The sequence below is a fragment of the Promicromonospora umidemergens genome (assembly GCF_024171995.1).
GTDB lineage: Bacteria > Actinomycetota > Actinomycetes > Actinomycetales > Cellulomonadaceae > Promicromonospora > Promicromonospora umidemergens.
The window spans coordinates 1-15,032 of the sequence record NZ_JAMTCT010000041.1; the positions used below are offsets into that span (position 1 = coordinate 1).

10 protein-coding genes are annotated in these 15,032 nt (G+C 69.2%); 4 read left to right on the plus strand and 6 right to left on the minus strand.

Annotated features, from left to right (window positions below):
- Window positions 1–97: 97 nt before the first annotated feature.
- Window positions 98–703, minus strand: coding sequence for a hypothetical protein (locus APR04_RS29450; protein WP_253878058.1), 606 nt, complete (start codon window positions 701–703; stop codon window positions 98–100).
- 305 nt (window positions 704–1,008) lie between these two features.
- Between APR04_RS29450 and APR04_RS29455 the strand changes: the two genes are divergently transcribed.
- The 4 genes from APR04_RS29455 (at window position 1,009) to APR04_RS29470 (ending at window position 9,270) form a co-directional block, all read left to right on the plus strand.
- Window positions 1,009–2,589 carry a glycoside hydrolase family 76 protein gene (locus APR04_RS29455; RefSeq protein ID WP_253878060.1) on the plus strand — a complete coding sequence of 527 codons (1,581 nt, stop codon included), beginning with the start codon at window positions 1,009–1,011 and terminating at the stop codon, window positions 2,587–2,589.
- Between the two features lie 105 nt (window positions 2,590–2,694).
- Window positions 2,695–7,344 (plus strand): ATP-dependent RNA helicase HrpA, encoded by a 4,650-nt coding sequence (hrpA, locus tag APR04_RS29460; RefSeq protein WP_253878062.1) that lies wholly within the window; start codon window positions 2,695–2,697, stop codon window positions 7,342–7,344.
- A gap of 145 nt (window positions 7,345–7,489) precedes the next feature.
- Complete coding sequence (locus APR04_RS29465) at window positions 7,490–7,681, plus strand: PspC domain-containing protein (protein WP_253878064.1); 192 nt, start codon at window positions 7,490–7,492, stop codon at window positions 7,679–7,681.
- Between the two features lie 149 nt (window positions 7,682–7,830).
- Window positions 7,831–9,270, plus strand: coding sequence for an alpha-amylase (locus APR04_RS29470; protein WP_253878066.1), 1,440 nt, complete (start codon window positions 7,831–7,833; stop codon window positions 9,268–9,270).
- An 85-nt stretch (window positions 9,271–9,355) separates the two neighbouring features.
- Here APR04_RS29470 and APR04_RS29475 read toward each other — a convergent pair whose 3' ends face one another.
- The 5 genes from APR04_RS29475 to APR04_RS29495 all read right to left on the minus strand — a co-directional run.
- Window positions 9,356–11,842 (minus strand): esterase-like activity of phytase family protein, encoded by a 2,487-nt coding sequence (locus APR04_RS29475; RefSeq protein ID WP_253878068.1) that lies wholly within the window; start codon window positions 11,840–11,842, stop codon window positions 9,356–9,358.
- Between the two features lie 294 nt (window positions 11,843–12,136).
- On the minus strand, window positions 12,137–12,544 hold the full coding sequence (locus tag APR04_RS29480; protein WP_253878076.1) for a hypothetical protein: 408 nt from the start codon (window positions 12,542–12,544) through the stop codon (window positions 12,137–12,139).
- Window positions 12,545–12,676: 132 nt separating this feature from the next.
- The gene (locus APR04_RS29485) at window positions 12,677–13,021 is read right to left on the minus strand and encodes a hypothetical protein (protein ID WP_253878077.1); all 345 of its coding nucleotides are present in this window, start codon (window positions 13,019–13,021) and stop codon (window positions 12,677–12,679) included.
- 209 nt (window positions 13,022–13,230) lie between these two features.
- Window positions 13,231–13,614 carry a hypothetical protein gene (locus tag APR04_RS29490; protein ID WP_253878078.1) on the minus strand — a complete coding sequence of 128 codons (384 nt, stop codon included), beginning with the start codon at window positions 13,612–13,614 and terminating at the stop codon, window positions 13,231–13,233.
- A gap of 18 nt (window positions 13,615–13,632) precedes the next feature.
- A partial coding sequence (locus tag APR04_RS29495; protein WP_253878079.1) for a polymorphic toxin-type HINT domain-containing protein occupies window positions 13,633–15,032 on the minus strand: 1,400 nt, incomplete at its 5' end.

The following is a 15,032-nucleotide window of genomic DNA, read 5'->3' on the forward strand; positions in this document are numbered from 1 at the left end:
TCGGCCTCGGCTACTACCTGGGCATGCTGACTGCCGGCACGGTCTGAGCCGGCCGACCCGGCAGGCCCGCCTGCCGAGACCCAGCTGTCCCAGACCCTCAGGTTGCTCCGGTGACCTGGGGGTCTGACACGTTCGGAGGCACGAGCCGGTCACTCCGGTGACCCGGGTGCCCGGCGCGGACGTACGACAGCGCCGCGTAGAGCGCTCGTTCCGCGTCGCGCACGGCCTCGTAGGCGTCCTGGCAGGCGGCGTACCCCGCGCAGGCGACGTCGAGCACGGCGACAGCGGCCCTGGACGCGGCTTCGGTCCGTTCCGGTTCGGCGCCGACCTCCGCGAGTCCCGCCGCACGCCGCCCGGCGCCGCGAAGATGGGACACCCCCTCCGCATGCCGGGCCTGCCCAGACCCCAGGGCCAAGGCGTAGGCCTCGAGCGCGTCGGCCACGGCAGCGAAGCCCGGCACACCGTCCCGGACGGTCCGCGCGCCGACCCGAAGCGCCACGGGATCCCCTTCCGGCGGGCGGCTGACCGCCGTGTCCCAACCGGACGCGGTGCCCCGCAGGTCGTCGATCAGGCCGCCGACGTGCTCCGGCACACCACTGTGCTCGAACGCCTGGCGGGTACGGCTCAGGACGTTGATCCGGCTCTCGCACAGCGCGATGAGCTCGCGGGCCGTCATGCCGCCGCCCGGTGGGTCGTCGGTCACGTGCCGCCCACCGTCCGCGCCACCGCGGTCGCCGCGTCCGCGTCAACCGTCAAGCTGTCAGCCATACCGCTCCCCTCGAGCATCCCGGTGCACGTCACAGGAATCTCGAAAGCCTACGGACGCGGCGCCCATCGCGACATGGGGAGCCATCCCCATGTCGGTGGAACCCCCTACGCACGAACTCTTGACGCGCCATCCGTCGCCGGGTGAATCTTGTCGGGCCGCGGCTCGGGTCGGGCCGTCCTGGTTGCTCCATCGCTCCACCCCTCCAACGACGGAAGCAAGGACGAGCACAAGGAGTCCCGATGACATCGGTGTCAGCATCCTCCGACCATTCGCGCCGACGCGCCCGCTCAGCACGGCGCGCCGTCGGCTCGGCGACGGCGGTCGCCCTGACCTGCCTCCTGGCCGCGTCCCTCTCCCCGGTCACGCGGGCGGACGCCGCTCCGGCCGAACCCACCACCCGGACGGCGACCACCACCCCGGGCGGTGCCGCGCCGCGAGCGGCAGCCGCACCCGAGGCCGAGATCTGCGACATCCACTGTGACGCCAGGGATCCCGGGACCGCGGCCGGCGATCGTGTGCCGGTGAGCGCGACGGTCCACGGCCGCACCATCAAGCTGCACGTCTCGGACCCCGACGTCATGGGCTGGGGGTCGATCGACGGTGGCCAGGCGGGCGACGAGGTCTGGCTGGACCGGTCGTTCGACGGTGGACGGACCTGGGCGTCGGGCAGCCGGCTCGGCGTCACGACCGTCCCCACTGGCTCCACGGCATGGCGCACGCAGATGTACAACGTGGACGACTGGAACAACCTCGGCGTCGGTGCGCTGCGCGCCTGCGGCAAGGCGGGCGACCGCCCGGAGATCGCCTGCACCGGCTGGGCGCGCAACGACCGCAACGCCGGCAGCCGCTCGACAGAGGCCGCCACCGCGCTGATGATGCTGTGGGACCGGAACACCGGCCTGTTCGAGACCAACGGCTGGTGGACGGGTGCAAACGCGCTGACCGCCGTCATCGACAACGCCCGGATCAGCGGGATGGGCAGCTACCGCTACGTGATCGCGCAGACCTACGACAAGAACGTCGACGCGCGCGAGGGCCAGTTCCGCAACGAGTACCTGGACGACACCGGCTGGTGGGGCCTCGCCTGGATCGCCGCCTACGACCTGACCGGCGACAGCCGGTACCTGAACACCGCCCGGGCCGACGCCGACCACATGCGTGCCTACTGGACCGACAAGTGCGGCGGCGGCGTCCAGTGGAACACCGGCATCGCGTACAAGAACGCCATCACCAACGAGCTGTACATCCAGCTCAACGCGGCGCTGCACAACCGCATCCCTGGCGACACCACCTATCTCCAGCGAGCACAGCAGGGGTGGGACTGGTTCCGGGCCAGCGGCATGATCAACTCCGGCGACCTGATCAACGACGGGCTGAACGACTCCTGCGCCAACAACGGGCAGCCCACGTGGACGTACAACCAGGGCGTGGTCCTGGGGGCCCTCGCAGAGCTGCACCGGGCCACCGGCGACGCGTCCCTGCTCAGCACCGCACGCACGCTGGCCGACGCCTCGACCAGCTCCACCTACCTCAACCCCGGCGGGGTGCTGCGCGAGGTGAACGAGGGCGACGACTGCAACAGCGACGGCGCCTCCTTCAAGGGCGCCTACGTCCGTGGTCTCGGCAAGCTGAACGCCGCGCTGGGCGACCGCCCGTACAGCGGCTACCTCGACCGGCAGGCCGACACCGCGTACGCCGACGACCGCGACTCTCTCGGTATGTACGGCCCGCACTGGAACGGCCCGCGCGTCCCTGTGACAGCGGGACACGGCTGCCAGCACGGCGCGCTGGACCTGTTCAACGCGGCGCAGGCGAGCTGAGACCCCGACGAGTCGGGCCCACAGGCCACCCGTCTGACCTGTGGGCCTGCCCGGGACGTGGCCTCGTGGCAAATCACCTTGCCGCGCCTGGGAGAATGAGGGGTTGTGAGTACCGAGCCTTCTTCCACCTCAGTGTCCGACGGCGATCGCGGCCGCCCGGGCGGAGGCCGGAACCGTCGCCGCGGGGCAGGCAAGCAGACGGACAGACAGGACCGCCGTCCCCGGCGTACCGGGCCGCAGCGCGTCTCGACGGCCCAGCTCGAGGCGGCGGCCGCCAAGCGGGCCGCCGTCGAGGTGCCGCCCATCACCTACCCGGCGCAGCTGCCCGTCTCCGCGCGCCGCGCGGACATCTCCGCCGCGATCCGCGACAACCAGGTGGTGATCGTGGCCGGCGAGACCGGCTCCGGCAAGACGACGCAGATCCCGAAGATCGCGCTCGATCTGGGACGTGGGCGCCAGGGCCAGATCGGGCACACGCAACCTCGTCGGCTGGCGGCGCGCACGGTCGCGGAGCGGATCGCCGAGGAGCTCGGCACCCAGCTCGGCGGCGTGGTCGGCTACCAGGTCCGGTTCACCGACCAGTCCAGCGAGGACACGCTGGTCAAGGTCATGACCGACGGCATCCTGCTCGCCCAGATCCAGCGCGACCCGCAGCTGCTCGCCTACGACACGATCATCATCGACGAGGCGCACGAGCGGTCCCTGAACATCGACTTCCTGCTCGGCTACCTGTCGCGGCTGCTCCCCCAGCGGCCCGAGCTCAAGCTGATCATCACGTCGGCCACCATCGACTCGGAGCGGTTCGCCGCGCACTTCTCCCCCGCCGCCCTGGCTGGGCGGGGCGGTGCGCCGGACTACGTCACCGACGTGCTCCCCGCCCTCGCACCGATCGTCGAGGTCTCCGGCCGCACCTTCCCGGTAGAGATCCGCTACCGCCCGCTGTCGCCGGACGACGGTGAGGCGGCTACGGAGGGCGCGCGACCGGCGCCGGGCAGCCCGAAGAAGAAGGGCAGGGCGCGGGGCAGCGAGGAGAAGGACCTCGTCACCGGCATCGTCGAGGCCTGCGACGAGCTGCTGCGCGAGGGCAACGGCGACATCCTCGTGTTCCTCTCGGGTGAGCGCGAGATCCACGACACCGCCGACGGGCTCGCCGGGCACCTCAAGGAGCGTGCCCGGGACCCGAAGCATCCGCAGCACGTCGAGATCCTGCCGCTATATGCCCGGCTGTCGAGCGCCGAGCAGCACCGGGTGTTCCAGCAGCACGCCTCGCGGCGCATCGTGCTGGCGACCAACGTCGCGGAGACGTCGCTGACCGTCCCGGGGATCCACTACGTGGTGGACCCCGGCACGGCCCGCATCAGCCGCTACTCCAAGCAGACCAAGGTGCAGCGGCTCCCCATCGAGCCGGTGTCGCAGGCCTCCGCCAACCAGCGCAGCGGCCGTTCGGGCCGTGTCGCCGACGGCATAGCGATCCGCCTCTACTCGGAGGAGGACTTCGACGGCCGCCCCGAGTTCACCGAGCCCGAGATCCTGCGGACGTCCCTGGCGTCGGTGCTGCTGCAGATGATCTCCGTCGGTGTGGTCGGCACGCCCGACGACGTCGCCCGCTTCCCCTTCGTCGAGCCGCCGGACACGCGCGCGATCCGCGACGGCGTCCAGCTGCTCACGGAGCTCGGCGCCCTGGAGGAGGTCGACGGGGTCACCCGGCTCACCGACGTCGGCCGCACGCTCGCCCAGCTCCCCATGGACCCGCGCCTGGCCCGCATGGTCCTCGAGGGCTCGCGGCACGGCGTGGCCCGCGAGGTAGCGATCGTCGCGGCAGCGCTGTCGATCCAGGACCCCCGCGAGCGCCCGGCCGAGCAGCGTGCGCAGGCCGACCAGCAGCACGCCCGGTTCGCCGACCCGCGGTCCGACTTCCTCACGTACCTCAACCTCTGGGAGTACGTGCGGGAGCAGCAGCACCTGCTGTCCGGCTCGGCGTTCCGCCGGCAGTGCAAGGCCGAGTACCTGAACTTCCTGCGCATCCGTGAATGGCAGGACGTCGTCGCCCAGCTCCGCGAGATGTCGAGGCCCCTGGGCATCGAGATGTCGTTCCAGCCGCGTCACCGCCCAGCGTCCGACGACGCTCGGTCGGGTCCGGTGGAGGGCGGCGATACCTCTGCGGGCGAGTCGCCTTCGTATCGGCAGATGTGGGACGAGGACACGATTCACAAGTCGCTGCTCGCCGGGCTGCTGTCGCAGCTCGGGATGCAGGACAGCGGTGAGGTGAAGGCGTCCGCCGTCGCGCACCTGCGTGGGGCCCAGCGCGAGGTGGCGCTGAAGCGCGCCAAGAAGCAGGCCCGTAACGAGTACATCGGCGCGCGCGGGGCGCGGTTCGCGATCTTCCCCGGTTCCCCGCTGTCGAAGAAGCCGCCGGTGTGGATCATGGCGGGCGAGCTCGTCGAGACCAGCCGCCTGTGGGCACGCGACGTGGCCCGCATCCAGCCCGAGTGGGCCGAGGACCTGGCCGGGGAGCTCGCCAAGCACACCTACTCGGACCCGCACTGGTCGTCCAAGCAGGGCGCGGCCATGTGTACCGAGAAGGTGCTCCTGTACGGGGTCCCCATCGTCTCCGACCGTCGCGTGCTCTACGCGAAGGTGGATCCCGAGGCGGCACGCGAGATGTTCGTGCGGCACGCGCTCGTGGAGGGCGAGTGGACCACGCACCACCGGTTCTTCCACGACAACCGTGCGCTCCTGGAGGAGGCCGGCGAGCTCGAGGCCCGCTCGAGGCAGCGCGGCCTGGTCGCCGACGAGGACGACCTCTTCGCCTTCTACGACGAGCGCGTCCCCGACTCCGTGGTTTCCGCCGCGCACTTCGACCGCTGGTGGTCGCGCGCGCGCAAGGAGACGCCGGACCTGCTCGCCTTCACGATGGAGCAGCTCGTCGGTGACGCGTCCGTCGACGCCTCGGAGTTCCCCGAGAAGTGGCCACAGGGTGAGCTCTCCCTTCCGCTCACCTACCAGTTCCAGCCCGGGTCCGACGCCGACGGCGTCACCGTGCACGTCCCCGTCGCCGTGCTCGCGCGAGTGGTGCCGGACGGGTTCGACTGGATGGTGCCGGGGCTCCTCGAAGAGCTGACCATCGCGACCATCAAGTCACTGCCCAAGGCGGTGCGGCGCGAGCTGGTGCCTGCGCCGGACGTCGCGCGCGAGGTCGTCGCCTGGATCCGTGCGGAGTGCCCTGCCTGGGACGACGTCGTCCGGGCCGGCGACATGGCGGAGTCCTACGTCGGCGCGTTCACGCGGGCGGTCCGGGTGCTCCGCGACGTCGTGGTGCCGCCAGAGGTCTGGGACGACGAGCGGGTCGCGCGCCTCCCCGGACACCTTCGGATGACCTTCCGGGTCATCGAGGAGCGTGGGCGGGGTCGTGATGCGTCGTCGATCGTGCTGGACGAGTCGAAGGATCTGTTGCTGCTGCAGCGCAAGCTGGCTTCGCGTGCTGAGGCTGCTGTGCGGTCTGCTGTGCGGGGGGCTGTCGGGGCGGCTCTTGCGGAGGCTCGTTCTGCTGGGTCTGATCTAGCTGGGGCGGGCGCGGAAGGCGAAGACCCTCGCGCGGACGCGTTCACGGGCCCCAGGGGGCCCTCCACTTCGGGAAGGAATACGTCCGCGCGAGGGTCTTCGCCTTCCGCGCCCTCCGTAGGCCCGTCACCTTTGGGGGTGGGCAGCAGCTCCAGTCGGGGGGTGGTTGGCGGGGGTGTCGGCGTCGGAGCCTCCGCTGGTGCTGGGGATGCTGGTGGTGCTGTTGTTGGCGAGCAGACTGGGCTGACCTCTTGGCCCACCGGGTTGCCTGATGGCGAGGTGCTGCCGGTTTCCGTGGCTACCGATGTGGGAGCCGGAGTCGTGGTGCGGGGGTTCCCCGCGCTGGTGGAGGAGCGTTCTGCCAAGGTGAAGGGGCAGGCTCGGTCTGTCGGGGTGTCGCTTCGGATCCTGGCTGATGAGAGCGCCCAGGCCTCCGTGCATGCTGCGGGGGTGCGGCGGCTGCTGGTGTCCGAGGCCGGGCTTGGTACCGGGCGTGTGACGTCGCGGTGGACCGGGACGCAGTCGCTGACGATGGCGGCGTCACCGTACCCGAGTACCGAGGCGCTGGTGGCTGATCTGCAGCTGGCGGCGGTCGTCTCGCTGACCTCTGCCGGGGACTCGGCGCGCTACGACACGCCGCCCGGCGGGCTGGACGCGGCGTCCGTGCGGTCCGCCGCGGCCTACGCCGACGCGCTGGCGTTCGTGCGGAAGCACCTGGAGGACGAGGTGTACCGCGTCGTCGGCCACGTGGTGGCCGCACTGTCGGCGAGCCGGACGCTCGAGTCGGAGATCCGCGCGTCGGGCAGCCTCGCCCTCCTGAACACGCTCCAGAACCTCCGCGAGCACCGCGTGAGCCTGGTCCACGACGGGTTCGTGTCCGCGACGCCGCCGCGGCGGCTGCCGCACCTGGCCCGCTACCTGCGCGCGGACTCGCACCGTCTGACGAAGGCCACGGAGAACCCGGCGCGGGACGCCGACCTCGCCTGGCGGATCGGCGACGTGACGGCCGCCTACGAGAAGGCGCAGGCGACGTACGTGGCAGGCTCCCCCGACGCCGCGCGCGCCGCCGAGCTGGCCGACGTGCGATGGATGCTGGAGGAGCTGCGCGTCTCCCTGTTCGCGCAACAGCTCGGCACGGACGGCCCGGTCAGCGAGAAGCGGATCCGGAAGGTGCTGGCACCGGCCGGCTGGTGACGTCCGCCGGTCCGGGCGAAGGGAGCCGGGTGCGCTCCGTGAGACCCCCGTCACAGCTCCCTGGCGATTCCCAGGGCCCATTCAGGGCCCCGACCGGGGGATCACCGGATACCGGGGGCGCCGCGTCCCGCGTAGCGTCGAAGACATGAGCACACAGAAGCTTTCTCGCCCGCGTCAGGGGCGCATGATCGCCGGCGTCTGCGCCGGCGTCGCCCGCCGATTCGGTTGGGACCCCACTCTGGTGCGGGTCCTCACCGTCGTGTCCTTCCTCATCCCCGGACCGCAGTTCATCGCGTACCTCGCGTTCTGGGTCCTCATGCCGAACGACCCCGCGTAGCCCGACGCACCTTCGACACGCCGGACCCGGGTTTTCACCCGGGCCTCTGGCGTGTCGTCGCGTGTTCTGCAAGGCTTGCAGCAAGATCCGGAAACGGCCGTGCAATGCCGCACGCACCCAGCCCGGGACCACGCCCGCAAGGAGCCGCAATGACGCGCCATCCGAACGTGCCCCGACGTCTGCTCGCCACCCTGACGACGTTTGCCACCGCCCTCACCCTCGGGCTGGTCGCCACCACGGCCACGCCCACAGCGGAACCGGCCCGGGCCGCGACCCCCGCGCACGGCGACGGGGACGTCATCCTCAACCTGTTCCAGTGGACCTGGGACGCCGTCGCCGCGGAGTGCGCCGACGTCGTCGGCCCGGCCGGGTTCGGCTACGTGCAGGTCTCGCCGCCGATGGAGCACATCCGCGGCACGCAGTGGTGGACGTCGTACCAGCCGGTGAGCTACCGGATCGAGTCGAAGCTCGGCACCCGCGCCGAGTTCGCGAACATGGTCGCCACCTGCGACGCCGCAGGGGTAGGCGTGATCGCCGACGCCGTCGTGAACCACATGGCAGGGGCCGGCCAGTCGGGTACCGGGGTGGCCGGCACCCAGTTCTCGGACGACAGCTTCGCCGGTACCTACGGGGGGCAGGACTTCAACGACTGCCGCAGCAACATCGCCGACTACACGAACCGCTGGGAGGTCCAGAACTGCCGCCTGGTCGCGCTGCAGGACCTGCGCACGGGCTCCGACTACGTCCGCGGCAGGCTCGCCGCGTACCTCGACGACCTGGTCTCGCTCGGCGTCGACGGGTTCCGGATCGATGCGTCGAAGCACGTCCCGGCGTCGGACCTGGAGGCGGTCAAGGCGCGGATGAGCAACCCGAACGTGTTCTGGGTGCACGAGGTGATCGGCGCCCCCGGCGAGCCGATCCAGCCCTCCGAGTACCTGGGCAGCGGCGACTCGCACGAGTTCAACTACGCGCGCCAGCTCAAGCACGACTTCGACGGGCAGATCAAGAACCTGCGGTTCATCGGCGACGGCAAGCTGCAGTCCGGCCGGGCCGGCGTATTCGTGGACAACCACGACACCGAGCGCAACGGCGAGTCCATGAACTACAAGTGGGGCGCCAAGTACGTGCTGGCCAACACGTTCCTGCTGTCGTGGCCGTACGGGTCGCCCACCGTGTACTCGGGCTACGAGTTCTCGAACCACGACGCCGGCGCGCCCGGCGCCACCGCGACCACCGTCCCCGACGCTACCTGCGGCGCCGGGCAGTGGACCTGCACGCAGCGCTGGCCGGAGATCCGCGGCATGGTCGGCTTCCACAACGCGGTGGCCGGCACCCAGGTCACGAACTGGTGGGACGACGGTGGCAACCTCGTCACCTACGGCCGCGGCAGCCGGGGTCACGTGGTGCTGAACAACACGGCGTCGGCCGTGCAGCGCTCGTTCCAGACGTCGCTGCCCGCCGGTACCTACTGCGACGTCGTGGCGTCCTCGAGCTGCTCGGTGACGCGCACCGTCAACGGGGACGGCTGGTTCACGGCGTCGGTCCCTGCGTACGGCGCCCTGGCCATCCACGTGAACGCCCGCGGCTAGGGCCAAAGATCCTTGTTGTGGGCGTGACCGTTGCGCGTAGGTGCCGGTTTCAGGCGCAACGATCACGCCCACAACAAAGAGGTCGTCAGCGGAACAGGTGGCGGGTTCTGCCCAGGTCCAGGAAGACGGTCTCGCCCGTCGCGTCCTGGACGCCGTCGTTGTCCGTCACGGCGTACACGTGGCCGTCGCCGCCGATCGTGAGGCCCTCGAGCTTCTCCTGCGTCCAGCCGTTTGTCGCGCGCAGTGCGGGCAGGACGTCGATCGCGAGCTCCTTGTCGAGCATCGAGACCTTTCCTGGCCGCGGGTCGCGCTTCGGCAGGTCCACCTCGTACACGGCCTTGAGCTCAGCGGCCGGCCCGTTGAGCTTGTCCCGCTCGATGACCGCGAGCGTGTCCCGGTCCACCACCGTGACCTCGGACAGGCCCACCCAGTCGCCGTCGGCCGACGGCGCGGACAGCGGGTAGCCGAACCAGGTCCACTCGCCGGCCGCGACGTCGTACCGTCCGATGCGGGCGTAGCCGTCCACGCCGTCGTCGCTGGTCAGACCGCGCTGCAGGGCGACGAACAGGTGCTCGCCCGTCCGGTCGACGGTCCCCGTCACGCCCTCGATGCCCCACTTGCCGAGGCCGGCGGCGACGTCGTCGGGCAGGCTCACGCGCTCCTGTACCCGGCCCGACGCCGACACGCGCACCAGCGCGTTCTCGGGCCCGGTCTCACCTTCGACGCCGAGCCAGAAGCCGCCGCCCGCCTTGCCCTTTGCCGACGGCCGGGCCCAGATGCCCTCGGCGTCCAGACCGACCGGCGAGCCGCTCTCCGTGACGACGATCTCGCGGTCGATCACCGCAGGTCCGGCCTTCTTGCCGCGCTGGCCGGCGGTCGAGACGGAGAGGATCGACGTCGGCGACATCGCGGCGTCGGTCACGGTCCAGAGGCGATCCCGCTTCTTCGGGTCGGCGGAGAGAGCGCCGAGCGCGGTCCAGCCGATGGGCTTGCCCGCCGTCCCGCGGGACGACGCGGAGACGAGCGAGGGAAACGCCGGCGTTCCCGCGGCTGAGGAGTGAGCTTGCGAGCCCCGCAAAGCTGCGGCAGACAGCCCAGCGTCACGGGCGTACCGCTGCCCCTTGCCGAACACGGACACCGAGGCGCGGACGCCGTCCTCGGCCGAGTCCTCCTCGGAGGACACGACGAGCAGGTTCCGCGACGGCACCGGCAGCAGCCCTTCCGGGCCGTTGGTCGTGGCCAGGACCTGCACGAACCGCGGGGAAGCCGGGTCGGACAGGTCGTAGACGGCCACGAAGTTGGACCGCTCGGAGCCCACGAACGCGTAGCGGACGCCATCGAGGGTCGCTACCGCGAGACCCTCGATCTCCACGCCCTTCTTGCCCGCACGATCGTCGTTGTGCAGGCCGACGCGCACCGCGAGCTCCTCGAGCCCAGCACCCGCGTCCCACACGACGTCGCCCGTCGCGGCCTCGAAGACCGTCCAGCCGCGCGTGCCGCCCTTCCAGTCGCCCTCGTTCGCGGTGGCGAGGTGCTCGTCGTCCACCCAGCCGAGCGCGTCGGGCTCGCGCGGGGCCGCTTCGACGGAGCCGGTCTGGTCGACGGCGCCGTCGTCGTCGACGTCCACACCCTCCAGGGCGACCTCGCCCGCCGAGAACACGTTCTCGAGCTCCCCGGACACGACGTCGAGCACGGCGACGCCGTTGTTCTCCTGGAGCGTCACCGCGACCTTGGTGTCGGACGGGTTGATCGCCACGTACTCCGGCTCGGCGTCCTGCGGGGTGTCGAGGCCGGCCGCGGAGAGCGCCGCGACGTCGAGCGTGACGGGGCGGGCCCGCCAGGCCTCGGGGTCGGTGCCCGGGAGGTCCACGAACTGCAGGAATCCGGCGGGCGCCTGCGGAAGATCGCCCTCCTCGCCCGCGTCGGTGTCGGCCAGGACGTCCTCGTCCCGCTGGTTCTCCATGGCGATGACGGCGTGGGCGCCGTCCTGCGTGACCGCGATCGAGTCGGGCTGGCCGCCCAGGTCGATCGAGCGAACGCGGGTGCGTGTGGCGAGGTCGACGACGTCCAGGCGGCCGGACGGTGCGGTGAAGGACGTCGAGCTGTCGACCACGACGAGCACGTACTTGCCGACGACGGCGACCGACGTCGGTTCGTCGTGCTCCGAACCGAGCTCGGCGAGCGACAGGGCGCCGAGGCCCCGCGGTGCGGCAGGGTCGCTGATGTCGACGAACCCGATGCGACGCGCGGCGGCGTCGGTGTGGATCAGGGTGTTGCCGTCCTCGCTGACGGCGGAGATCTCGGCGACCGTCTCGTCCGCTGGGTCGGTGCCGGCGGGGGCGTTCTGGAAGACGGGGTACGTGGCGAGGCGGTGGAAGGTCTCGCGGGGCTTGGCCGAGGCGAACCCGCTGGTCGAGCCTGTCGAGACCCCGAACCCGCTGGTCGAGCCTGTCGAGAACCCGGTCTCGACCGGCTCGACCCGCTGGTCGGCGAGTGCCGGGAACGCGCTCAGCCCCAGTGCGAGGGCGGCGCCGGAGGCGATGAAGGCCGCATAGCGGCGGTTGAGGGACACACGGGGCAGGGTGGCCTCGACCTGTGGCAGGCGGGCCGACCTTCGATGACACCGAGATGTCCGCTACATGAACTTCAAAAGCGGCCGCCTGCGTTCAGACGTCGTCCCGCGCCACAAGGATCCAGACGTCTGACTCCTCCGTGCAGATCAGTCGTGATGCCATTCGAACTGGTCGAGCCATTCCTTAAGCACGTCGTCCTTCCTCCGGATGTGCCGCCGTGGGCGACGAGAAGCCGCTAAAAGCACCATTCTGGAGAGTAAGTTCCTTTTCACGGTGCAATCTTGGCGACATCACTACTCTGTCAGGCGAGAGATCTTCAGCGCTACATCTCGGATCTCGTCGGCGTCAAAACCAGTCCGAAGGAAGATCTCCCGATCCCCCATCAGCGCGACGAGATGGTCCGATACCGGTCGAAAGTACTGTGCATCGTCGAGCACAAATATAGTCGCAGGCTCCTCGTCGTCAGCGACCGACGGCAGTCGCAGCACCAGGTTGCCGTCAACTACCTCGACGCCAGCGCCCTCATCCGGCGAACCGGTGCGCATCGCGGCGCGCAGAGATCGTAGGTTGGTCGTCCACTCTTCGACGACTGGCCGCGTCGTACCGATCGAGTCCAGGTCCTCGTCGGGTATGACGTTGAATTCCTTCGCCGCTTGAAACAGTGCACGAACTGCCTCAGATCCGAAACTATTCGAGATCATTGTCAAAGTAGTCCTTGCCGTTCGTGGGTGTGAAGACAGTTCCACCGGCGCCTTCTTCGATGAAGATAGCGCCCTTGTCCGGATCCCAGTGGGCCGCGCGCCCACTTGCCAGGGTTCACACGCCGAGGTTGCTCACCTCGAAGCTCTCCAGGGTTTCTTGAACGGCTTCTGGGAAGCGATCGGCAAGTCCTCCTGCAAGCCCTCGATGTATTCAGCTGCCCACGGCTGGTCCCAGGACCGAGCTGAGATGACCCGGGCGATAGAATCTGCAGGCGCGAGGCCTAGTGCAGAGATCTCGGCGATCGCATTGAGTTGCGACTCGAGCGCTGTTTCCGAGTCTTCGAGGGCGATCATCGAATCGAGGCTTCGACTGAGTACAGCAGCGAACTGGGGATCGAGAGTTTCCGACACCCATCCTGCGACCTTCTCGGCCGCAAGTTCCCGCTCCTTGTCCGCGGAGGATGCGATCTCTGCCACCAGTGCCCTGATGTTCTGTGGTTCGAATGCGATGTGAATCCCTTGCTAGTTCCAGGGAAGGCGTACGTCGCTCGGCCACGGGATGTGCGTGGCGTTCGCCTGTTCTGGGTTGTAGTTCGGGCTATTCGGATTGTGCGCCTGAGGTTGCGTAAATCCGCCGCCGGTGATCGCGATGCCCGTCATGGCGAACGGTGGAACCGAGCGTCCAGCTATAGCGCCAGTAGCGCAGGATCGAGTTGTGCACTGGACCAGAGGACACCGTTTCCATCCAGCACCCACGTCACCTGGGACCGCGCCGCAGCGACCGTCCGAACCCATTCAACGAATTGCTCGGTCGAACGACACTCAGCCCAGCACGACGTCGACGTACTAAATTCCGGAAGATCATTGACGTCGCCCTTGATCTCCTCGGGCTCCTCGTTCAGATCGTACTCGAACTCCGAGCCCAGGTTTCCGTACACAGTAAAAAGCGTCCCGTCGGTGCCACTGACCTGCGCAACGTTATCTCCGGATGTGCCGCCGTGGGCGACAAGAACCCGCTCTATTTGAGTGTACAGCTCTTCTTCTTCCGAAACAATAAAAGCACCCTTCATCGAAAAATCAACTCCTCATCATGGTGTAATCCGGGCGATAAGGTCCGCCGTGTTAGTGAAAATTTCGTTCCCCTTGCGGGCGGCATCCGCGATCGCTGCGGGCTTGGGGGTGTCCGGGGCGAATCCGATACAGTCACGCCCCGTAGTGTCCTTCGTTTTCTCGATCTGCCCGCCGAGACCCCTTGCGTTATCCTTTTTCACCTGAATAACTATTCCGTCGTTGAGTTCGATATCGACTTCTCTCTTCAGACCCGTGTTTGGCCCACTAGTCATGTCGACATAGTCGTTGACCTTCTTGACGCGTCCTGGGAATGCTGCATCGATATCGTTAGCCAGTTTACCTACATGCGCATCCGTCGAAGTCCAGACCTTCGGGGCGGACCCGCCGTGGGTGTTGTGGACCAGGACGGGTGTGTCGCCGGCGTGGACGTAGTAGTTGTGGTTGTTCTCGACGTGGAAGTTGTAGACGTTCTCGATGTCCGCGAGGTCGCGTTCCTCTACCTCGACCGCTTCCAGGACGGTGGTGCCGTCCGGAGTGATCAGCACGTCGCCGGGGCGCAGGTTGCCGGCCATCTGCCAGCCCCGCCCGTGGACCATGAACGGGTGCTCGGCCGTCGTGGAGACCACGGATCCGTTGATGGTCAGGTGATGCAGGGCGACGGTCTGGTGCACGAACGTCTCGGCGACCAGCTGTAGCTCCTCCAGACCCGTGGCGAGGTTCCGGGTCCAGACCTTGTCCCCGGCCCGGATGTCTTCGATGGGCTTGGTGCCGTCCGCGGTCAGGACCGGGGTGCCGGCCACGAAACAGGTACTGAACCCGAGCTTGCAGTTCTTGCCCGATCTCAGCCCCTGCTTGACCGCGGTCTTGCTGACGCCCTTGGCGAGCCCGGTCGCGGCCTTCGCCGCGGCACCCAGACCGATCAACGACAGGGCAGCGCCTGCGATTGCCAGGCCGGCCTCGGCCCAGGAGCGCTCACCCGTGGCGGCCAGGGTGATGTTCGCGACCGCACTGACGATCGCCGCCACCGCCGCTATGACGATCAGCACCCCAGCAAGCGCGGTGCCGACCACTGGGATGAACGCGACGATGATCGCGAGGATCCCGGCGATGGTGGAGATCATGTCGGCGATGTCCGCGATCGCGGCGACGAGCTTGGAACCCCAGTTGTCCCACCACCCATCATTCAGATCATCGGAGGAGGTGATCTCCTCGATCTGGTCGACCGCATGCTCCGCCGCCCGATCCCGATCCGACACGGCCGACTCCACGGTGGACTTCGCGGAGGAGAGTACCCCGGCGGCTTGGTCCGCGTCGCCGCCGGCCTGCTGTGCTTTTTGCTCGTATTCGGCTTTCTCGGTCTCGTCCTTCGCGCCATCGGCGAGGTCCTGCCACCGGTCCTTCGACCCCGCAGCCGCCT

Coding starts and splice junctions, on each gene's coding strand:
- APR04_RS29480 (WP_253878076.1), bottom strand. CDS start 12,544: ATGATCTCGAATAGTTTCGGATCTGAGGCAGTTCGTGCACTGTTTCAA.
- APR04_RS29490 (WP_253878078.1), bottom strand. CDS start 13,614: ATGAAGGGTGCTTTTATTGTTTCGGAAGAAGAAGAGCTGTACACTCAA.
- APR04_RS29455 (WP_253878060.1), top strand. CDS start 1,009: ATGACATCGGTGTCAGCATCCTCCGACCATTCGCGCCGACGCGCCCGC.
- APR04_RS29470 (WP_253878066.1), top strand. CDS start 7,831: ATGACGCGCCATCCGAACGTGCCCCGACGTCTGCTCGCCACCCTGACG.
- APR04_RS29465 (WP_253878064.1), top strand. CDS start 7,490: ATGAGCACACAGAAGCTTTCTCGCCCGCGTCAGGGGCGCATGATCGCC.